The sequence below is a fragment of the Candidatus Zixiibacteriota bacterium genome (genome assembly GCA_019038695.1).
Classification (GTDB): Bacteria; Zixibacteria; MSB-5A5; order GN15; family FEB-12; genus B120-G9.
The window spans coordinates 213,443-235,447 of record JAHOYZ010000010.1; the positions used below are offsets into that span (position 1 = coordinate 213,443).

The following is a 22,005-nucleotide window of genomic DNA, read 5'->3' on the forward strand; positions in this document are numbered from 1 at the left end:
CAATCCGTGCTGACCCTTCATGATTCCATAGAGAAACAACGTTAACAGGGGATTACCTGGGATAGGTACCGGGATCGGTTCTAATTTCCCAAGTGAGGAAACCTCTGGAGTTTACATTTGCAACCAAGGAACCGGTATGTTACCTTTTGAGTGAACTGGGAACTATAGAGTCAACACTAAGTAAGGCAAAGACAACTTGCCAAATCGTAGTCAAGATGACGACAGAACCCAGACCCATGTGATCCTGACCAAGGGCACAATGGTGGCGCACTACCGGATCGTCGAGAAGATCGGTGCCGGTGGTATGGGCGAAGTGTACCTGGCTGAGGACACCAAGCTCAAACGCAAAGTCGCTCTCAAGTTCCTCCCCCCGCATCTCTGCCAGAATGATGACTGTCGTGAGCGTTTCAAGCGCGAAGCTCAAGCAACCGCCAAGCTCAACCACCCTAACATTGTCACTATCCACGAAGTTGGCGAGTGTCAGGGACGACCGTTCTTCGCAATGGAACATGTAGAGGGGAAACCACTGCGCAGCTGCCTCAAGGAGCAAGAACTCGATCAGGAAGAAATACTCGACCTGACGCTGCAGATATGTGAAGGTTTGAATAAAGCGCACGAGATGGGGATCACACATCGCGATGTCAAACCCTCGAACATTGTGATAGATGCTGATGGTCGCCCCAAACTACTCGACTTTGGTTTGGCGGCGATTCAAGGAGTGGACCGAGTTACCAAAACCGGATCGACCCTCGGTACCATCGGTTACATGTCACCAGAACAGATACAGGCCAAGGAAGTGGACCAGCGGTCCGATCTGTTTTCGCTAGGTGTCGTATTGTACGAAATGGTAACCGGACGGCTGCCTTTCGTGGGAGACCATGAGGCGGCCGTCATGAACGCCGTGCTGAATGAGGCGGCAGAGCCTTTGTCGCGTTACAAAAGCGAGGTAGTGGATGGGCTGCAAAACATCGTGTCCAAGCTGTTGGAGAAGGACCGCGAACTTCGCTATCAAACCACTGGCGATGTCATAAGTGATCTGAAGCGACTGCGAAGAGATTCTGCGACATCAATCGTATCTCACACACCAAGAGCGCGCACAACCAAAACAACCAGGTATCTGGTTCCGGCGCTGTTCATTATAATTGTGGCGATCGTTCTTATCCTCAAGCCGTGGCAGTTTGAAGTAAGGTCCACACATGAAGCCGTGGCCGATGACAACCGCCTGGCCATAATGTATTTCGACAACCTGGCTGATCCTACTGACAGCCAAAAGCTGGGAGAGATTGCGACTAATCTGTTGATCACTGATCTGTCGGAGTCACGCTATATACAGGTAGTGTCAAGCCAGCGGCTTTACGATATTCTGAAGATGCTGGGACGTGAGGGGGAGAAAAAGATCGATCCCGGAGTCGCATCGCAGATCGCAAAGAAAGCAAAAGCCACGTGGATGCTTCAGGGTAGTATACTGCGAATGGAACCGAAAATCGAACTGACTGCACATCTGGTCGAAGTATCAACCGGCAACGCTGTAGCGTCGCAGCGTATCACCGGAGAGCAGGGTGAGACCATCTTCACCGTCGTAGACAAGCTGACAGTGGATCTGAGGGACGATCTGTCGCTTCCGGATGAGGCCAGGGCCGAGCTGGATCGCCCTGTGGCCGACGTCACAACGCGTTCTCCTGAAGCCTATAGGTACTACCTGGAAGGTGTCGACTATGGCTACAAACATTATTTCTCCGAAGCACGACAGAGCCTGAAAAAAGCAGTCGAGCTGGATTCAACCTTTGCCATGGCCTATTTCCGTCTGGCCGGTCTGAGCAGCGGGGCTGAGCTCAAGGAATATCGTCGTATGGCAATGAAGTACTCCGAAAAAGCCAGCCACAAAGAAAGATCGTATATATTGTGTTATGAGGTTTTCTATTCAGGTGAGCATTTACGAGCCCTGAAAATGCTGGAGGAGATCATTGATCGCTACCCTGACGACAAAGAGGCCTATTATTTCGCCGGCGTTATGTCTCAATACAATCAGGACGAAGACCACAAGGCCATCGAGTATTTCAGGAAGGCTATCGAGATCGATTCGCTCTACGGAACTGCTTACAATTCACTGGCTTATTCCTACAATGAGATCGGCGATTTGGAGAACTCAATCTGGGCTATCAACAGATACATCGAACTCGCTCCTGATGAGGCCAACCCTTATGATACAAGAGCCGATCTTTATGCTCGCAACGGCGAGCTTGAAAAGGCTATCGAATCATATGAAAAAGCACTTGAGATCAAGCCCGATTTTCATTCGTCGAGGCTCAAGTTGGCGTATTTGTACCTTTTTGCCAGACGATATGACATTGCGGAAAAACTCTATCGCGGGCTCTGTTCTGACAGCAATGCTAATAGGCGGTCCCTTGGAAGGCTGCTGTTGACTTACATTCCGATATATCAGGGGAGACTGGATGCAGCTCTCAAGACATTGGACGATATGGTTATCGCAAGACGAGTTGAACAGGATAAGATGGGGGAATCGGATTTCCATCTTGTGAGGGCAAGTATATTCGAGGAAAAGAATGAGTTGGAGACGGCTCTGACAGAGATGGAAAAGGCCACGGAAGAATTCTTCAAGACCTATCCCGACGAACGGTATTATTCTCTCCATATCTACATTCGACTGCTTGCAGAGAACGCTCATTTTGAAAAAGCCCGGTCAGAATGTGAGATGTTTCGCGACGAAATCGAGAGACATGACTCATCGGCGATCTGGACCTACTGGTTTGCACTGGGTTGTGTGGAATTCGCACAGGAGAATTATGAGGAGTCTATAGCTCGTTTAGAAAAGGCGGCTGAAAATGAGGCCGATTTCTCGACTCAATATATGCTGGGCAGAGCCTACTTAATGTCAGGCAGGCTGGGTGAATCGGTGAACCAGTTTGAATCGACCCTGAACAGATATGAGGCCAGCAGGGCGGGATCAACCATTTGGTCGGTTAAGATCCATTATTACCTCGGTCAGGCCTACGAAGCATCAGGTTGGAACAAGAAAGCGATTGAACAATACGAGACGTTTCTTGACATTTGGAAAGATGCCGACGAGGGACTGAAATCAGTTGAAGATGCTAAAGAACGGCTGGCGCGATTGAAAAACGAATCGTAGGACAGGCATGAATAGCGATGACGACAAGACCCAGACCCATGTGATCCTGACCAAGGGCACGATGGTGTCACACTACCGGATTGTCGAGAAGATCGGCGCCGGTGGTATGGGCGAAGTGTACCTGGCGGAGGACACCAAACTCAAGCGCAAGGTCGCCCTCAAGTTCCTCCCCCCGCATCTCTGTCAGGATGACGATTGCCGTGAGCGTTTCAAGCGTGAGGCACAAGCCGCAGCCAAACTAGATCATCCGAACATAGTCCCGATTCATGAGGTAGGAGAGTTCAACGGACGGCCGTTCTTTGCCATGGCGCTTATTGAGGGTCAATCTCTCAGGGAAGTAATCAAAGAGGGCAAACTCACAGTTTCAGATGCGGTCAATCTGACCATGCAGATATGTGAGGGGTTGCACAAGGCGCATGAGTCTGGCATAGTTCATCGGGATATAAAACCTGCAAACATAATTATCGACAAAGAGAACAGGCCACGCCTGCTTGATTTTGGCCTGGCAGCCATTAAGGATACAGACCTACTCACAAAAACAGGCTCAACACTTGGCACTGTCGGTTACATGTCGCCAGAACAGGTTCAGGGGAGAGACACAGACCAAAGGTCCGATCTGTTTTCCCTGGGTATCGTTCTATATGAAATGATTGCCGGTAGATTGCCATTCAAAGGTGACACTGAAGCGGTCACCATGAATTCTGTTATTAACGAATCTCCAGAACCGCTTTCACGATACAAAAGCGGAGTGTCGAGTAAGCTTCAGGATATCGTCTCGAAACTGCTTGAGAAAGACCAGTCATTGCGATATCAAAGTGCGGTAGGAGTGATAAGTGATCTCAAGAGACTCGCAAAGGATCCCGTGTCCTATTCAGGAAACGAAGTCACTCCGCCATCCATTGCCGTACTGCCCTTCACAAATCTCAGCGCCGACCCTGAACAGGAGTACTTTTGTGATGGTATGGCGGAAGAGATTATCAACGCCTTGACCCGTGTTGAAGGACTACGTGTTGTTGCCAGGACATCGTGCTTTGCCTTTAAAGGCAAGAATGAAGATATTCGTAAGATTGGGCAAAAACTCAACGTTGATAATGTACTTGAAGGCAGTGTTCGAAAGGCTGGAAATCGAGTCAGGATCACCGGTCAGCTCATCAAGATATCAGACGGTTATCATCTCTGGTCCGACAAGTATGACCGTGATCTGGAAGATATATTTGAGGTTCAGGACGAGATATCCCTGGCCATTGTGCGAGAATTGAAGGTCAAACTGCTTGGTGATAGCCACGGCGAGCTTGTAAAACGCCCGACTGACAACCTTGAGGCTTATAGCCTATATCTGAGAGGGCGTTTCTTCTGGAACAAACGTCTGGAGCCAGAACTCATCAAGGCGATTGAGTATTTCGAACAGGCTCTTCAATGCGACCCAGAGTTCGCTCTTGGCTGGGCAGGTAATGCGGATGCTCATGTTGTACTGGCAGATCACGACCATTTGACGAGAAAAATGCATCTGATGCTGGCGGAGAAATCTGCACTCAAAGCTCTTGAATTGGATAATACTATTGCTGAGGCTCATACCGCTCTGGCGCAGGTAAGGTTTAATCAGTGGAAATGGTCCGAGGCTGAGGCGGGGTACCTCAAAGCCATTGAACTGAATCAGCGTTATGCTACTGCCCATCATTGGTACGGTCTTTTCCTTGCGGTCAGTGGACATACGGACCAATCACGAGAGCATCTGAAACTGGCGCGGGAGCTGGATCCGTTATCATTGGCTATAATCATGGGACAAGCATTTGTATTTATCATCTCTGGTCAAAGCGACAAGGCAATAGACGTATGCCACGAAGGCATTGAACTAACTCCGGATTTTCCTGCGTATCAAATGCTCATTGGATGGGCTCTCATAGAGAAGGGAGACTACTCCGCGGCAATAGAGCATTTCAATCTTGGTCTCAAACTTTCGGAAAAAGAAATGCCTGGAGAGAAGGATCCTCTGGTCATCAGACCTTATATTGGAATGACCTTGGCGTTGATGGGCGAGGTTGAGAAGGCGAGAGAAATCCTCAAGGATTTGATTGAGGAAGCGAAAAACGGACACATTCCTTTTTTTGATATTGCGGCTATATGGATTGCTCTGGGGGATACGGAACAAGGTTTTGAGTGGTTGGAACGGTCTTTTGAAGATCGAGATGACTGGCTTCCAATATTCTGTGCAACACCATTCTTTGATAGCGTCAGGGACGATCCAAGGTTTGTGTCGCTGATGTCCAGGATTGGTATACAGGATAAATTTCCTGAGGTATCTGATGAATAGCGAATCCTTCGATAACGACAAGACCCAGACTCACGTTGTGCTGACCAAGGGCACGACGGTAGCGCACTACCGGATTGTCGAGAAGATCGGCGCAGGAGGGATGGGCGAGGTGTACCTGGCGGAGGATACCAAGCTCAAGCGCGAGGTCGCCCTCAAGCTACTATCTCCCCACCTGTGTCAGGATGAAGAATGTCGCGAACGTTTCAAACGTGAAGCTCAGGCAGCGGCCAAACTCGACCATCCCAACATTGTCCCGGTCTTTGAGGTCGGTGTCTTCAAAGGACGGCCGTTCTTTGCCATGGCACACATTGAGGGTCAATCTCTTGGGGAAGTAATCAAGGAGGGCAAACTCACAGTCTCAGAAGCGATCAATCTGACCATGCAGATATGTGAGGGGTTGCACAAGGCACATGAGTCTGGCGTGGTTCATCGGGATATAAAACCTGCAAACATAATTATCGACAAAGAGAACAGGCCACGCCTGCTTGATTTCGGTCTGGCGACTGTAACAGGTGCGAAGAAGCTGACCAAGACCGGCTCGACAATGGGTACGCTTGGTTATATGTCGCCGGAGCAGATACAGGGAGAGAAGACGGATCATCGCTCTGACTTATTCTCAGTGGGTGTCATCCTGTACGAGATGATTGCGGGGAGGACGCCATTCGAGGGGGAGTATGAGGCGGCGATTCACTTCAACATCGTCCATGAAGAGGCTGAGCCTCTTTCTCGTTACAAATCCGGCGTGAGCGGAGAACTACAGCAGATCGTCGGCAAGGCCTTGTCCAAAGATGTCTCGCTTCGTTACCAGCACGCTGATGGGATAGTAGCGGATCTGAAGCGACTCGAAGTTGGCTCCGGTCCGGCAAAGAAAAGCAAGCTTGGCCTGTGGGCAGCGGTGGCTGTTGTAGTAATTCTGGCTGGGTACTTCACGGTTGACCGATTCATGCATCCAGACATAGAAACGACCGAGGGGTGGACCAACTCTGTTGCGGTACTGGTTTTCCGTAATCTCAGCGGCGATCCCGAGCAGGACTATTTCTGTGAAGGTATGACCGATGAAATCATCGGACGGCTGGGCACGATAAAAGGTCTTAAGGTCACCTCCATGCAGTCAATGTTACGCTTCAAGGGGACCGACCTTGATCTCAAGAAGATCGGCAAAGAACTAGGTGTTGAGAATATTCTTGAGGGGCGCATCCAGATTAGCGGTGACGATATACGTGTCCGGGCGCAGTTGATTCGAGTTGAAGACGATGCCCATATTTGGACCGAGAAATACGACCGTGAACTTAAGTCTGTCTTCGCTATTCAGGATGATATCTCGCGGGCAATCGCCAAAGTACTCGAGGCAACCCTCGTAGACAGCAAAGAGTCCTTCGCCTCTCGCCACGGCACTGACGATATTGAAGCATACAATGCTTACGTTCGGGGTCGGCACTTCTGGCGTAAGCGAACTGACGAGAACCTCGTGAAGGCCATCGAGCAATTCGAGTTGGCGATTAGCTTGGACGAAAACTATGCCCAGGCCTGGAGCGGTTTAGCTGACGCCTGGATGTTGCGCCCTGGGTACGGCAACGTAACTCAGAAAATTGCCTACCCCAAGGCTGATTCCGCTGCAAGAAGGGCACTCGAGTTGGGGCCGCATTTGGCCGAGGCGCACTCATCATGGGCGCGCTATCTCGGCCGTCGCGGTCTGCTTGAGAAAGCAGAACAGTCGTATCTCAAGGCTCTGGAGCTCAACCCGGGCTATTCCTGGGCACACATGTGGTACTATACATTTTTGCTCGGAATGGGCCGTGATCCCGCATTGCAGTTCCACCACTTAAATACTGCCTATGAGCTCGATCCCGTTTCTATTCCCGTTCTCGGCAATCTGGCACACTACTACTACACAGAAGGTGACTTAGACAAAGCGGTTGATTTCTGTAGGCGCCAATTGGAGCTGGCTCCCACTTCATATCATGCCTACAGCACCATGGCATGGAGCTATGTGGCTCTCGGCGATACTATGATGGTCTATCGAACGCTTGACTCTCTGGAGCATTATGCGGCCGAGACCTGGCAGGCGCACACCTACAGGGCGGAAGTGCTGAACCAGTACGATGAGAAACAAGAAGCAGAAGTCGCATACCGCAAGGCTATAGAGGTGGCCCCTGACAACTGGCAACCGTACGACCGGCTCGGCCGTTTCTATTCTGAATCACAAAGGAAGTACCAGGAAGGGGAGGATTGTTTCTTGCGGGCTATTGCCCTCGACTCAACCCAACCCGCACCGCACTCCGGCTACGGCCACAACTTGCGCATGCAGGGGCGAATGGATGAGTCGATCGAGCAGAGTCGATTGGCTATGGAACTGGCTCCATACGACCCCGAGACTTTCCGGGCATATGGCTGGGCTATAGGAAATGGTCTGCGCCGATACGACGAAGCTATCACGTATATGGAGAAGGCCCTGCATTTGAACCCCAGGCATTTGTTTACACTGACCAGCATATCACTCATGTATGCCAATGCAGGTCAGTTTGAGGAGGCGATACAAGCAATCAACGACGCCATTGATGTTGACAGAAGCTATACCTTCGCCCAGTTTCGGAAAGCCAATATCCTGGTGATGGCAGGAGAGTATGACAGCGCCGGCGCCTGCTACCGGACCTTGCACGACCTCCTGCCGACTGACACCTGGTCGCTGATCCGGCTCGGGCAAATCAGCGCGCAGCTCGGCGATTTCCAAACTGCCGATAGCTTCTTCACTATCTGTTGCAGTCTCTCCGAGCCTTGGAGCCGGGCTAGATGCAGATACTATGCCCTCGATCCGCTTCTTCGCCAGGGTATGATCAGTGCTGCGATCGCGCAGGCAGAGAACGGCATCCGCCTCGACAGCGAGGAAGTTGGGGATCACCACCTGATGCTCTGGAAGTACATTAGCATCATCGATGAGAGTCTCCGTCTTCTTAGTAACCATGCCAAGACTCTTCGGTATATCGAGCAAGCAGAAGCTTTGGTCGGTAGACTTGGGTCAGGTGGGTTGAGGGAGGATGCGTCATTGATCTCATTTAGAGCGACGATCCTGACCTACATGGGTGAGCCGGATAGTGGCTTGGCGATGCTTCGAGACGCAATGAAGGACCCCAAAGCGACGTCCAGAGACGTCGACGGCTTATATCGACTCACCCTCGCCGATCTTCTCGCGACATCGGGAAAGTTCGATGAGGCGGTCGATATCGTGCGAAAATTGACAGACGATGAACCGGATTTTCAAAATCAAGTACATCTTGGTTTCCACTACCTTCAGGCTGGTCGACATGATGAAGCTGTCACTGCACTGGAGGGAGCCCTGGCAACATGGGATGAGAATCGACTCAATAGCGCTAGAACTAAGCAGGTAATGGCTGTCTACTACCTCGGTCAGGCTTACGAGGGCGCGGGGCGCACGGACGAGGCAATCGAACAATACGAGACCTTCTTGGACATTTGGAAAAACGCCGATGAAGGGCTGAAATCAGTTGAAGATGCGAAAGAACGGCTGGCGAGTTTGAAACATGGAACCTGACGACGACAGAACCCAGACCCACGTGATCCTAACCAAGGGCACGATGGTGGCGCACTACCGGATAATCGAGAAGATCGGCGCCGGTGGGATGGGTGAGGTGTATCTGGCTGAAGACACCAAGCTTAAGCGGCAGGTCGCCCTCAAGTTCCTTCCTCCGCATCTGTGCCAGGATGACGATTGTCGTGAGCGTTTCAAACGTGAGGCACAAGCCGCCGCCAAGCTCAATCATACGAATATAGTACACATATACGAAGTGGCGGATTTTCAGGGTCGTCCTTTCTTTGCTATGGAACACATTGAAGGCCAGTCGCTCAAAGACATGATCAAGACCGAAGAGTTGAGCCTGAAGCGCATCTTTGATCTGTCAATCCAGATTTGCGAAGGGCTTGCTGAGGCGCATGAAAAAGAAGTTGTGCACCGCGACATAAAGCCATCCAATATCGTTCTGGATACGAAAGGTCGACCACGCCTGCTTGATTTTGGACTCGCCGTTGTCCGAGGTAAAGACCCCTTGACTCGGCCGGGTTCGACCATTGGCACTGTCCAATACATGTCGCCCGAGCAAGCGGAAGGAAAGGAAGTCGACCATCGCAGTGACCTTTTTTCATTTGGTGTCGTTCTTTACGAAATGATAACGGGACATGGTCCTTTTGAGAGTGACAATGAAGCCGCCACACTGCATGCCATAACTCACATCACACCGCCTCAACTTGCCCGATACCGATCTGATGCAACCGATGCTCTGCAGGCAATTATAGACAAAGCACTGGAGCGTGATCCGGCCATTCGCTACCAGACCGCGGCTGGTCTAATCAGTGATCTCAAGAGAATTGCTCGAGGTACAAAAGCCCATGTCGTTGCAACGGCGCCCAAACCATCCATCGCCGTACTTCCTTTTGTGAACCTGAGTGCCGACCCGGAGCAAGAGTATTTCTGCGACGGTATGGCCGAGGAGATAATCAATGCTTTGACTCATATAGACGATCTCCGGGTAATAGCCCGCACATCCGCGTTTGCCTTCAAGGGAAAACAGGAAGATGTGCGCGAGATTGGCCGCAAGCTCGACGTCGAAACCCTGCTTGAGGGCAGTGTACGCAAGGCGGGTAATCGTCTGCGTATCACTACACAATTGGTCAAGGTGGCTGATGGCTCCCATATCTGGTCCGAGCGGTATGATCGTGAGATGGAGGATGTTTTTGCCATTCAGGATGACATCGCCCAGGCCGTCGTAGATAAGATGAGAGTCAAGCTAGTAAGAAAATCCGGCGAGCCGGTGGTTCGGAAACATACTGATAACCTTGAGGCTTACAGCCTGTTCCTCAAGGGTCGCCATCACCTGTATCAGTTTACGGCAGAAGGCTGGAAGAAAAGTTTGGAATGTCTGAACCGCGCCATTGAGCTTGATCCTGACTATGCTATGCCTTACGTCTGGAAGGCGATTGCGTATCAGAGCCAGGTCTTCTGGGGAGGGATGGCTCCTGACGAGGCTTTCGCAAACTCAACCGCGGCGATTGAGAAGGCTTTACAGCTTGATGATTCGATCGCCGATGCCTACAACTTGCAGGCAGTGACCAGTTTTTCGCATGACTGGGATTGGGATAAGGCTGAGAGGACTTTCAAACGAGCGCTGGAACTTGCGCCAACTGTAGCTCTGATCCACACCAACTACTCTCTCTTTCTGATGGTCCTGAAGCGTTATGATCAGGCTCTCGAGGAAGCCGACATCGCCCGGAAACTTGATCCGCTTTCGAGTATGGTCAATACGTGGGCGGCAATCGTACCTCTGTTCGCGGGACAGGTTCAGGATTCCATTGACCAACTGAAGGCAATCATCAAGACAGACCCGGATTACTGGCAGCCCAACTATCACATGAGCGTAGCCCTCCGGGAAATCGGCCGGATGGATGAAGCCATTGCATCGGCAAAACGAGCCTTTGAGTTGTCCGGGGGAGCGCCGATTACTCTCACTCAGATCATCTGTTGCTACTATCTGAATGGAGATGTGATCGAAGCAGAGAAGTCCTATGACGAACTCGTGCAATTGGCCCAAAAGTTATATGTCCCGCCTATGTTCTTCGCCTGGATAAGCTTCGTCAGGAACGACCTTGAGGAAGGCATCGCCTGGCTGGATAAGGCGGAACAGACTCATGACTACTGGCTCTGCTGGGCGGCATCCTCGTCCTTTATTGACCGTGAAGCCGATCCGAGAATCGATGCCCTAATAAAAAGGATCGGGCTGACTTAGTAAGTAGGGCGAAACCCCCTGGTGGTTCCGCCAGGCATCTGAGGACATACTCCCGAGGCCCGAGAATCTCAAGAATGTTTTTGAAGGATTTGAGCGGATGTTTGATAAAGGTGAGTAAATGAGACATTTGATGCCGCATTACAGACTCAATCCTGAACTGGAGCCGAACAAAGCGTTATGAAATTCACCAGAATCTATGCCGACGAATACGGGGAGTCACACTTCGAGGATGTTGAGGTCAATTTCGATACGATTGATTTCGCTCCCCCTGCCCCACCATTGGGTGTCTCTCAACCGACCCCGGCCCAGCGGTACCGTTATCTGAGAGGGCCGGCCGGCTGGGTTGGGGACTGGCATCCCGCGCCGGAGCGCCATCTAATGATATACTTGTCGGGCGAAGTTGAAGCCGAAACCAGCGATGGAGAAATCCGTCGTTTTGGACCCGGTAGCGTGATCCTATTAGAAGACACTTTCGGCCGGGGGCACCGGAGCCGTGTGCTGGGACTGACCGACGTGCTGGTGGCGGTTGTGCAGTTGGACGTTCCCCCGGAATAGCAGAACCTCGTTACCTGTTCAAGAAGACAGGCTTACCTGTGGCGGTTTTTGCCTTGCATCAATCGTAATCGACAGTTTACTTGCCTCGTATGAAACGTGCTCTTCTGATCCTTATTGTTATTATGCTGGCAACCGGTGCTGTGGCCCAGGAAACGTTCTACTCTATGTTTTCCTACACCCACTATGTCCCCAGCGTGTTAATCAATGACAGGTCCGTGTCGCTTCAAAGTGACCTGTACCCGCAATGGTACCACGAACACTCGGCGGTGCGAGACATGCGTTGGGTACGGCAGAACGATAGCGCCATTACTGCCTTCTGGGAGATTCAGGGAGACACAATCCTGCATATCCTCTGCGAGTTGTCCGGTGTCGAGTGGCAGGAAAGTGACATCGACATTCACCTCGTACGGTATTTTCCGTCAATGGGTTCATCGGAGCCGCTTATCATTCCCCTCGGCGGAATCATGACCGGCGCATTAATTGAGGCGGTGCCCACCGACCGGCGCCTTAAGCTCAATCTTGTTTACCAACTGGCCAAGCGCATTCTGGCCCAGACGGTTCAGCCCCGTTTCAATGTTACCATGGGTATTGCCGGCCATCCCCTTATGCGGCCCGGTCCTTACCGGCGGGACAACCTGGCCCTGCTATTGGCTCTGGCCACCTGCGAGAATGTACTGGGCATGGATTCGACCTTTGATGCCTTCCAGTCTAACTGGTGGCAACGCCAGGCTCCGGGTCGGGAGATTCTCAAACGCCATTTCCTGCAGCAATGGATTCTTACCCCCGAACAGACACTGGCTGACTGGATTACACAGGAGCCGTACGGTTCACATTTGGTTGCCCTGACCCGACCGCCGAGACTACCCCAACGAACAACAGCAGAACCACCGAAGCACTTCGTCGAAGGCCTGCCGCTCAAGGGTCTCCTTGGTTTTTCGGTAAGCATAGACAGTCAGGGATTCCTGGTAGTGGATTCAATGGATATTTATCGTCTTGGCTATGCCTGTGGGCTGCGGTCCGATGACCGTATTCGCACGGTTGATGCGGTTCGTGTGCGAAGCCATAAGACACTGGTCGAAAAGATATTCGAGACTTACTCCAACGGCGGTGCGACGCTTAGGGTAGTCCGCGATGACCAGACAATTTCAGTCATCATTCAGCCTATGCTCCTGCCGTGGTTGGAGGATGATGAGGAATACTATGACGATGAGTACTTCATGGACGACTACCCGATCGATCCAGACTCATTGCCTGTGACGACTGATTCTGTATCTTCCGACTACTTCGACGATTGATTCGGGGTGTAGACCGATAATCCCACGCCCGCAGATAGACCATCCATCCCATACCGAAACCTATAGCGTTTTCAAAACCTGTTAGTTATAATTCCGCCCAAATAAGCAAATTATCCGCCTTCTCAGGCGGCGAATTTATCGGAGTGATACAAGATGAAAGAACTGGTTGTCAACCTCCTGCCCGAGGTTAAAGAAATCAAGGATCAGAACCTGCGGGACAAAGTAATCGCCTGCTGGACAGACGCCATTGAGTTTCGTGGCTGGTCCGAAGAATTGCTGCGCAGCATGCCGTTTACGCTGTTGGCAGAAAATGTAGAGATTACATTCATTGACCATGTCCGGGCTGTGTGCCGTATGTGTATGGCTTGTGACGATGTTTTAATCAATGTCCACGAAGATCGCCGCACTAAAGTGAACCGTGATTATCTCATAGCCGGAGCATTGGTCGCCGATGTCGGCAAACTGATGGAGTTCGAGATCGTTGACGGCAAGCCGGTCAAATCCGACTATGGCAAACATATCCGTCATCCGTTCAGTGGTGTCGGACTGGCTTTTAAGCACGATATGCCCTCGGAAGTAATGCACGTCATCGCGACTCACTCAAAAGAAGGAGCCGGCGAGAAACGTCTACCGGAGAGCATCATTTTCCACCACTGTGATTTCATTGATTTTGATTTGGTAAAGTAGGGGAACTGATATGAGTGAGGGTATAGAGGGACTTGTTCCAACCAATGATGACAGCTCAAAGGTCATTGAGTTGCTTTCCTTGATTTCTAGCGCCGTACCTTACCTTGGTGGACCGCTAAGTAACATCCTTTCGGGTCAGTTGGTCAAAAGGCGATTCGAGCGCGTAGACGGATGTCTCCGGAACTTGGCAACTCGGCTAGATAGGCACCAATCCGATGTGACTGAGAATTACGTTAAAACGGAAGAGTTCGATGAACTGCTTGAACAAACGCTTAGGCGGGTTTCCGAAGAGCGAAACGAAGAGAAGAGGAAACTGTATCAGTCGTTCTTGTATCACGACATTTCTTTACCTCAGGGGCAATATGATGATAAGATGAAGATGCTTAGGCTAATTGAGCAGGTGAGCCCCCGTGGCATCATGCTGCTCAAGGCATTGAATTATCCACCTGATCCCAATCCACCCGGGTGGGGTGGATCACCCGGTGACACTCTGAGAAGGCGTCTTGACTCCGGTATCCACCAATACATTCCCGAACTCTTAGCAGAGTTGAATCGACTTGGAATGGCGAGGGCAGGCGGACTGAACACGATGATGACATCAGGCGGCGCGGAAGAGTTGCATAACTGGATACAGCCTCTCGGGACCGAACTTCTAAGATTCATCGAAAGCCCATAGCTGCGACGGACTAGCCGATATGTTCGAAGAGTGCACCAAACATACGAGACACACTTATGACACAAAACCTGGTTGAAAAAATCACCCAGCGCTTCGCCCTTGATCTGCCTGAGGGGTACATTGTCCGGGCGGGAGACTATGTTTCCATTCGTCCGGCCCATATCCTTACCCACGACAACACCGGCGCAGTTATGCCGAAATTCAAAGCTATTGGTGCGACAAAGATAGCCAATCCGCGCCAACCAGTCTACGCGCTGGATCACAACGTTCAGGATACGAGCGAAGCCAACCTGGCCAAGTATGTCCGGATCGAAGCCTTCGCCAAGGAAATGGACGTCGATTTCTACCCGGCCGGACGAGGTATCGGCCATCAGATTATGTGCGAGGAGGGTTACGCCTTTCCGGGCACAATGGTGGTCGCATCCGACTCCCATGCCAACATGTATGGCGGGCTGGGTTGTCTGGGTACACCGGTTGTACGCACCGATGCCGCCGCTATCTGGGCAACCAGTCGAACCTGGTGGCAGGTGCCGCCGGTAGCTCGATGCACCCTGACGGGCAAACTCAAACCGGGCGTGACGGGCAAAGATGTGATCATTACGTTGTGCGGTTTGTTCAACAATAACGAAGTACTCAACCATGCCGTCGAGTTCGCCGGACAAGGAGTGTCTTCTCTATCTGTTGACGAGCGACTGGCTATTGCGAATATGACCACCGAATGGGGCGCGTTGGTGGGGTTGTTCCCGATAGATGGCATAGCCATTGATTGGTTGAAGCGTCGTATAGATGTAGTGGCGCGGCGCGGTTTGGCGGGAGTGCCATCCGATGTCGATGGTGGTGGAACCACCCATCCTCGTTTGAACAGGCAGCGTCTGAGCCAACTACAGGGCGAGAACCTCGCTGCAGATGAAAGCGCTGTGTACGCCCGAGTGGTCACGCTTGATTTGTCTACGGTTACACCTCACGTGGCAGGACCGGACAACGTCAAGACGATGTCCTCGGTGGCTGAGATGGCCAAGCAGAAAATGACAATCCACAAAGCGTATCTGGTTTCGTGTGTAAACAGTCGCCGCAATGATATTGCCGAAGCTGCCAGAGTCGTGAAAGGCAAGAAGGTGGCCGATGGAGTTGAGTTCTATGTGGCTGCTGCATCCAATGAAGTACAGGCCGACGCTGAAGCTGACGGGTCATGGAATGATCTTTTGGAAGCGGGCGCTATTCCTCTCGCACCGGGGTGCGGACCTTGTATAGGATTGGGTGTTGGTCTCCTGGGCGAAGACGAAGTCGGCATTTCAGCCACAAATCGCAATTTCAAAGGCCGAATGGGCGCACCAAGCGCCAAAGCATTTCTGGCCTCACCCGCTGTAGTGGCGGCGTCAGCTGTCGCCGGGTTTATAACCGGACCAACCGAGTTTGAACAGGTCGAAGCGATTCGCTCCTATAAAGAGAACGCGCCTGTAGAAACAAGTGATGATGTCACCGTTTCAATCGTCGATGGCTTCGCTGAGAGAATAACCGGACGTATCATCTTCTGCCATCAGGATAATCTCAACACTGATGGTATCTATCCCGGCAAGTATACTTACATCGATGATTTCACGCCCGAACAGCAGGCCGGGGTCGTGATGGAAAACTACGATCCTGAGTTTACGAAGCTGGTAGATAAAGGTGATATCGTAGTTGGCGGGTTTACATTTGGATCGGGTTCCTCACGCGAACAGGCCGCGACGGCGTTCAAGTATCGCGGTATCAGCATGGTGATTGCCGGATCGTTTTCCCAGACCTATAAGCGCAACGCGATCAACAATGGTTTCCTGGTGATTGAATGTCCGGAACTGGTAAACGAACTTCGTTCGACCTATGGAACCGACAAGCTGACAGTGGTCACTGAGTTGACCATGACAGTAGATTTCGCTAAGGCAAAGATAACAGTTGGAGACAAAGTGTATAAGATAGCTCCGTTGGGGGCAGCGGCTCAGGAATTGGTCGTCACGGATGGTTTGGAGAATTGGGTGAAGGCGAGGTTGTAGAAAGAGTTATTAGGAAGGGACAAACAATGTCTGTCATTCCTGCGAAAGCAGGAATCTAGGGAGATCGAATGGACATCATACTTTGTGAAGTAGTCTATGGGCAAAGATAAGCCACCTTTTACACCTACTATTGAGGGCTTTAAGTTCTCAGATATTTTTGAAAATTTCATGGCTCAGGCAGGGATGGCTAGACTATTCCTCACGGTCGTTTCCTCAGGTATCATACACGGGGGGGACCAATACAGGAAGAGTCTGTCAGGCACTTTTGAAGAAATGCGACCGGGAGGACCGCTTGCACATCTGCTGGTAGACGCCAAGGAATTCTTTAAGTCTGGTGAAGCCAAGATCTTGCTTGATAAAGCCGTCGCAGGTGCTATGGAAACATCTCAGCAGGCGACGGCCAGTGCTGCGCTCGTCTACGCTCACTCAGCGTTGGAGGCGCTAGTTGATGCCTTTCTGTCTCTAGCTTCTGAGGTCGATCAGACGGTCTTCGAGAGGATCATTGCGAAGAAACAAGTGAAGGTGGGCGAGGTGGTTGATAAAGGTATTGATCGTATTCTGTCTGAATGTACCCGTGATTATGTCTGCAAGCAGAAGAAGGAATCTCTGCGAAAAAAGACAAGTCTGCTGAGTACAATTTGCGCACCAGCACAAGCTGACTTCAACACGGGAAAGTACAAGTACTCCCAGAATACGATTGATGGCATTGACAGGAAGCGCCATGCAGTGATCCATCAACTCGATTTTTCGATCACCATTAAGGAGATAGAGACCGACATGGACTACTTCTATTGGCTTGGACTGTACTTCATGATTCTGATGTCCAAGAAGTTTGGCCTTAAGCATATTCCTGGCCGCGATGCTCGCGAGCGAGTTGCGAAAGCATATGGTATTGACTACTGATAAAGGACTCGTAGGGCAGGAGCCCTTAGTGCTCCTGCCCTACAGGAGTGACATATAGAGAGAATACGATAACACAAATAGCAAAACACATAAGGCGAAACCAATGACCGAAAAACCTATCTCCCAACGAATCGCTGAGTTCGCTGTCGGACTCAAATACGAAGACCTTCCAGCTGAAGTCGTCAACGAAGTCAAACGCTATCTCTACGACTCCATTGGCTGCTCCTACGGCGGCTACCACACCAAGGATGTGAATATCCTCCGCGGCATTTACACAGGCATGGGCGGCACCGAAGAGGCTACTTTGCTCGGATTCGGCGACAAAATGCCGGCTGTCAATGCTACGCTGGTCAACTCGTTAATGATCCGCGCTCTCGATTTCAACGACATCTATTGGAAAGAAGACCCCTCGCATCCGTCCGACCTTATACCGGCCGCGCTGTCGGTCGGTGAGTTGGTCGATGCGTCGATGAAAGATATCATTGTCGCTATCGTGCTGGCCTATGAGTTTGAACAACGGTTGTGCGAGTTTGGCAAACCGGGTGTCCGCGAACGCAAATGGCATCACGCCACATTGACCCAGTTTGTCTCGCCCATCGTAGCCGGCAAATTGCTTGGTTTGACTGTCGAACAGATGGTCAATGCCATAGGCATCAGTGGTTCCCACAATCACACTATCGGATGTCCGACTGCGGGCGCGTTGACGATGATGAAAAACACAGTCGATCCGATGGCGGTCCAGAGCGGCGTTTTTGCGGCGCTGATGGCGCAAAAAGGTTATACCGGCACCGTAGCCGTGTTCGAGGGCAAAGAGGGGTTGATGGATTGTTTCGGAGATGCCTGGGCGCCGAAGGCTCTTTTAGGAGGGTTGGGCGATTCGTATAGAATTATGCAGTGCAGCATGAAGGCGTTCCCGACCGAGGCGTTGACGCATACGCATATCTCTGCCACGCTCAAGAATGTCGTTCCTAACAAAATCACGTCTGACCAGATCGAAAGTGTTACAGTGACGACTATTGCCCGGGCCTGTGATATCCTGTTTGATTCCCACAAATATCGTCCGGAATCGCGCGAAACAGCCGACCATTCTTTGCCGTACTGTATTGCTGTGGCGCTGGTGGATCATAAGATTTCGGTCCAGTCGTTCTCCGAGGAAAAGCTCAAAGACAAGGCTATCTGGGAAGTGATTGACAAGATCAAGGGAGTGGCATCGGACGAGTTTGAGAAGATGTTCCCCGAGAAGCAGCCCTCGAAAGTGGTTGTGAAAACCAAGGACGGCAAAGAATACTCGGAGTATCTTGAGTATCCGAAAGGTGATCCGCGGGAGCCGATGACTATTGACGACCTGAGGTCCAAGTTTGGTGGCAATGCTGCTGGTTTGCTTGATGAAGCGCGTCAGAAAAGTGTCGAGGAGATGATTTTCTCCTGCGAGAAAATTTCCTGCCGCGAGTTCATGGCGAAGCTGGTGGTGTGAGTTAGAGTAAATAAGTTGAGCCAACAGAAAAGGCCGCCGGATTTTCATATCCGACGGCCTTATTCTTTTTACGAATATCCCTGGGGGCTAATAAGCTCACCCCATGAACGGGTATTTGTAGTCTTTCGGTGCCACAAAGGTTTCTTTCACGCTCCGAGGTGAGGTCCACCGCAGCATATTCTGAATACCACCCGCTTTGTCGTTAGTACCTGAGGCACGACCGCCGCCAAATGGCTGTTGCCCTACTACGGCACCGGTAGGTTTGTCATTGATATAGAAGTTGCCGGCCGCATGACGCAGTGTCCGCTCGGCCAATGCAACCGCTTTGCGATCGACGGCGAAGATAGCGCCGGTCAGTGCATACGGCGATGTCTTGTCGCAAGTGTGCAACGTCTCAGCGAATTTCTCATCATCGTAGACATAAATTGTCACTACCGGACCAAAGATTTCCTCTTCCATCAACTTGAAATGCGGATCGGTGGTCACTACGACAGTTGGGTCAATGAACCAGCCTTTGGAATCGTCGTACTTTCCACCACACAGAATCTCGGCGTCTTTGTGATCTTTAGCGTAATCGACATACTCAACAATTGAGCGATAAGCAGACTCATCTATAATGGCATTGAAGAAATTCGTAAAGTTTTCAGGGTCGCCCATCTTGATCGAATTAACCTGGGCTACGAGTTTCTTTTTGATCTCCGGCCAGAGCGATTTGGGCAGATAGCAGCGCGACGAGGCCGAACATTTCTGACCCTGGAACTCGAATGAGCCACGTGTAATGGCAGTTACCAGCATGTCAACATTGGCAGAGTTGTGGGCTACGATGAAATCCTTGCCGCCCGTCTCACCGACGATGCGCGGGTACGCTTTGTACTTGGCTATGTTTTCACCGACCGTTTTCCACATCATCTGGAACACACCGGTTGAACCAGTGAAATGGATGCCTGCCAGATTTTCGTTACGCAAGACTGCTTCACCAATTGCCGCCCCGCGAGCGAAGATCATATTGACTACGCCATCGGGAAGACCAGCTTCGCGGAGTATCTTCATCAGAAAATGCGAAGTGTAAACTGCGGTAGAGGCTGGTTTCCAGACGGATACGTTACCCATGATGGCCGGAGCCGTCGGCAGATTACCGTTGATGGAAACGAAGTTAAACGGCGTCACCGAAAACACAAAACCTTCCAGCGGACGGTGATCCATGCGGTCCCAGATCAGGGGAGCACTCTGGGGCTGGATGTCCGCTATCTGTTGTCCGTAGTGACAATTGAACCTGAAGAAATCGGCCAGTTCACAAACGGCATCGATCTCCGCCTGATAGATTGTCTTTGAATGAGCCAGCATTGTGGCCGCGTTGATCACATAACGATAGGGGCCAGCCAGCAAATCAGCGGCTTTTAGAAACACAGCGGCGCGTTGTTCCCAGGGCATAAACGCCCATGTCTTCTGAGCCTCCAGTGCTGTTTTGACGGCCATCTTAACTTCCGTCTCGCCGCCCTGGTGGTAGTATCCCAGGACCAATTTGTGATCGTGAGGAGCGGTGATCTTGATTCTGTTGCCGGTGGTGACTTCCTTCCCGTCGATTACCATTGGGATATCGATCGGGTTGGCTTTCAGCTCCGCCAGAACTTTCTCAACACCGGCGCGCTCGGCTGAACCGGGAGCGTAGTCAAGAATCGGTTCGTTCTTCGGAATAGGGACTCGGTACATTTCTGGAAATCCTCCTTACATATCTATTTTCATCACATCGCTTACACAACAATATGTCAACCAGGCTCAGGCAAAGTACTGCCTTATGAGAGACCGGTTCATCCCGCCAAGACAAAGAGCCCTGACCGGGATTGCATGATAAAGAGAAAGCGAGCTTTGGGCAAGACTAAGGCAACTTATTTCGGAGTGATTCCCTGGGCAAGAATACGAATATTTGATCGATAAATGAACTCGGTCGGGACCTCATGCAACCCGAATGCAGCCTAATTCAGACTTGGGTTTTTTCGAGAGCCAGTCCAGAACCGAGGAGGTGGATGAACTCCACCAGGATGCGTCGGTCGAATTTGCCGGTATCTTCTCTCATTTTCATCAAAACCTGGAAAGGGGTTGGCTTCACCATAAACCCGTCACTGGAATGAAGAGTCTCATCATAATGATCACAGATAGCCACTATACGCCCCGCCTTGCTGATCTGGGATGCCCTCAATTCGTGGGGGAAACCGGAGCCGTCCAGCCGTTCCTGATGTTCGAGAATGGGAAACAGAGCACTTCGAGGTACAACTTCAACACTCTTAAGCATATCAGTTCCAATGACCGGGTATCTCTTCAGGCGTGAGTTCGAAACATGCGTTTTGTTGTCAGCCCGGAAATAGTAGTTGGGGTCAATGATCCTCTTTCCGATCTCATGCAGGAGAGCACCTACACCCAGTCCATGCAGCAAATCACCGTCCTCAATGCCACAACGAAGGCCCAGCAGTATCGCAAGGTTGCCTACGTTGATGGCGTGAGCTATTGGGAATGTAGTTGTAGGTCGGCTACTAGTCATGACCCGTTGGGTCTGGTCACCCTGAACAGCCAGGGCGACGTGGTTACGACATTGATCAACAGTTCCTCGTATCGCAGCTTCTGATCGGGGATCAGTAAGAACCTGATCCAGAACACCTACTGATATCTCGGTCAGACTCTCAAGCTTGGTTTCAACCGACACTGATTCGTCCCGAAGTAAGTAGGGTAATCTCCTTATCATGAATTCCTGAAGCTTGCCCTTCTGCGATGCCGGCACATAGAGTGTTTCTTGCCCCTTGGTCTTGAGGTTATCGAGGTCTTTCTGGGCTATGCTGACGTTACTACGTCGAAATAACCTGAGAGAATCAGCCATTTCTTGGTACAGGTCAAATTTGCAAACCGAATCTGCCGTAATTGAATCAAGACCGATGGCGAGGAAATCGGGGCTATTGAGAGGCATTGGTCTCTTTCAACTCTCCAGCCCCCATATATTTAGACAACCAGTCGGGCCACGTCGGGTACTGATGAGTGTTATCACCTCCGACCGTGGCTTTCTGCAACTACACAAATTATCGGCATCATCCGGCCGGACTTGACAGGCGAGCTCACTGATAATCTCATCAGCAACACACCTA

13 protein-coding genes are annotated in these 22,005 nt (G+C 51.2%); 11 read left to right on the forward strand and 2 right to left on the reverse strand.

Translation table 11 applies throughout. The annotated features are described in order from the left end of the window. Positions 1–238 precede the first annotated feature (238 nt). The 11 genes from KOO62_04935 to KOO62_04985 all read left to right on the forward strand — a co-directional run bounded on the left by KOO62_04935 (position 239) and on the right by KOO62_04985 (position 18,874). Positions 239–3,148 (forward strand): protein kinase, encoded by a 2,910-nt coding sequence (locus KOO62_04935; protein ID MBU8933334.1) that lies wholly within the window; start codon positions 239–241, stop codon positions 3,146–3,148. A gap of 7 nt (positions 3,149–3,155) precedes the next feature. Next, positions 3,156–5,459 carry a protein kinase gene (locus KOO62_04940; protein MBU8933335.1) on the forward strand — a complete coding sequence of 768 codons (2,304 nt, stop codon included), beginning with the start codon at positions 3,156–3,158 and terminating at the stop codon, positions 5,457–5,459. After that, on the forward strand, positions 5,452–9,009 hold the full coding sequence (locus tag KOO62_04945; GenBank protein ID MBU8933336.1) for a protein kinase: 3,558 nt from the start codon (positions 5,452–5,454) through the stop codon (positions 9,007–9,009). The genes KOO62_04940 and KOO62_04945 overlap by 8 nt, the downstream gene beginning before the upstream one ends. Further along, complete coding sequence (locus KOO62_04950; protein MBU8933337.1) at positions 8,999–11,254, forward strand: protein kinase; 2,256 nt, start codon at positions 8,999–9,001, stop codon at positions 11,252–11,254. Before KOO62_04945 ends, KOO62_04950 begins: the two co-directional genes overlap by 11 nt. A gap of 177 nt (positions 11,255–11,431) precedes the next feature. Then, on the forward strand, positions 11,432–11,809 hold the full coding sequence (locus KOO62_04955) for a cupin domain-containing protein (GenBank protein MBU8933338.1): 378 nt from the start codon (positions 11,432–11,434) through the stop codon (positions 11,807–11,809). An 89-nt stretch (positions 11,810–11,898) separates the two neighbouring features. Continuing rightward, entirely contained in the window at positions 11,899–13,104 is a 1,206-nt protein-coding gene (locus KOO62_04960; protein ID MBU8933339.1) for a hypothetical protein, read from the forward strand. Between the two features lie 153 nt (positions 13,105–13,257). Beyond that, positions 13,258–13,791 (forward strand): hypothetical protein, encoded by a 534-nt coding sequence (locus KOO62_04965; protein ID MBU8933340.1) that lies wholly within the window; start codon positions 13,258–13,260, stop codon positions 13,789–13,791. Positions 13,792–13,801: 10 nt separating this feature from the next. Next, positions 13,802–14,467, forward strand: coding sequence for a hypothetical protein (locus tag KOO62_04970; GenBank protein ID MBU8933341.1), 666 nt, complete (start codon positions 13,802–13,804; stop codon positions 14,465–14,467). 56 nt (positions 14,468–14,523) lie between these two features. After that, positions 14,524–16,497 (forward strand): homoaconitase, encoded by a 1,974-nt coding sequence (gene lysF, locus KOO62_04975; protein MBU8933342.1) that lies wholly within the window; start codon positions 14,524–14,526, stop codon positions 16,495–16,497. Between the two features lie 96 nt (positions 16,498–16,593). Next, positions 16,594–17,400, forward strand: a complete 807-nt coding sequence (locus KOO62_04980) for a hypothetical protein (GenBank protein ID MBU8933343.1) — start codon at positions 16,594–16,596, stop codon at positions 17,398–17,400. 103 nt (positions 17,401–17,503) lie between these two features. Next, positions 17,504–18,874, forward strand: a complete 1,371-nt coding sequence (locus tag KOO62_04985; GenBank protein MBU8933344.1) for an MmgE/PrpD family protein — start codon at positions 17,504–17,506, stop codon at positions 18,872–18,874. Between the two features lie 96 nt (positions 18,875–18,970). Here the strand turns inward: KOO62_04985 and pruA are convergent, their stop codons facing one another. Together pruA and KOO62_04995 are read right to left on the reverse strand one after the other, a co-directional pair. Then, positions 18,971–20,584, reverse strand: a complete 1,614-nt coding sequence (pruA, locus tag KOO62_04990; GenBank protein ID MBU8933345.1) for an L-glutamate gamma-semialdehyde dehydrogenase — start codon at positions 20,582–20,584, stop codon at positions 18,971–18,973. A 268-nt stretch (positions 20,585–20,852) separates the two neighbouring features. After that, positions 20,853–21,830, reverse strand: coding sequence for a hypothetical protein (locus KOO62_04995; GenBank protein ID MBU8933346.1), 978 nt, complete (start codon positions 21,828–21,830; stop codon positions 20,853–20,855). Positions 21,831–22,005: the final 175 nt, after the last annotated feature.

What these genes read in the sequence shown, in the direction of transcription:
- KOO62_04940 (MBU8933335.1), top strand. Translation starts at nt 3,156, where the DNA reads ATGAATAGCGATGACGACAAGACCCAGACCCATGTGATCCTGACCAAG.
- KOO62_04945 (MBU8933336.1), top strand. Translation starts at nt 5,452, where the DNA reads ATGAATAGCGAATCCTTCGATAACGACAAGACCCAGACTCACGTTGTG.
- KOO62_04950 (MBU8933337.1), top strand. Translation starts at nt 8,999, where the DNA reads ATGGAACCTGACGACGACAGAACCCAGACCCACGTGATCCTAACCAAG.
- KOO62_04955 (MBU8933338.1), top strand. Translation starts at nt 11,432, where the DNA reads ATGAAATTCACCAGAATCTATGCCGACGAATACGGGGAGTCACACTTC.
- KOO62_04960 (MBU8933339.1), top strand. Translation starts at nt 11,899, where the DNA reads ATGAAACGTGCTCTTCTGATCCTTATTGTTATTATGCTGGCAACCGGT.
- KOO62_04965 (MBU8933340.1), top strand. Translation starts at nt 13,258, where the DNA reads ATGAAAGAACTGGTTGTCAACCTCCTGCCCGAGGTTAAAGAAATCAAG.
- KOO62_04970 (MBU8933341.1), top strand. Translation starts at nt 13,802, where the DNA reads ATGAGTGAGGGTATAGAGGGACTTGTTCCAACCAATGATGACAGCTCA.
- lysF (MBU8933342.1), top strand. Translation starts at nt 14,524, where the DNA reads ATGACACAAAACCTGGTTGAAAAAATCACCCAGCGCTTCGCCCTTGAT.
- KOO62_04980 (MBU8933343.1), top strand. Translation starts at nt 16,594, where the DNA reads ATGGGCAAAGATAAGCCACCTTTTACACCTACTATTGAGGGCTTTAAG.
- KOO62_04985 (MBU8933344.1), top strand. Translation starts at nt 17,504, where the DNA reads ATGACCGAAAAACCTATCTCCCAACGAATCGCTGAGTTCGCTGTCGGA.
- pruA (MBU8933345.1), bottom strand. Translation starts at nt 20,584, where the DNA reads ATGTACCGAGTCCCTATTCCGAAGAACGAACCGATTCTTGACTACGCT.
- KOO62_04995 (MBU8933346.1), bottom strand. Translation starts at nt 21,830, where the DNA reads ATGCCTCTCAATAGCCCCGATTTCCTCGCCATCGGTCTTGATTCAATT.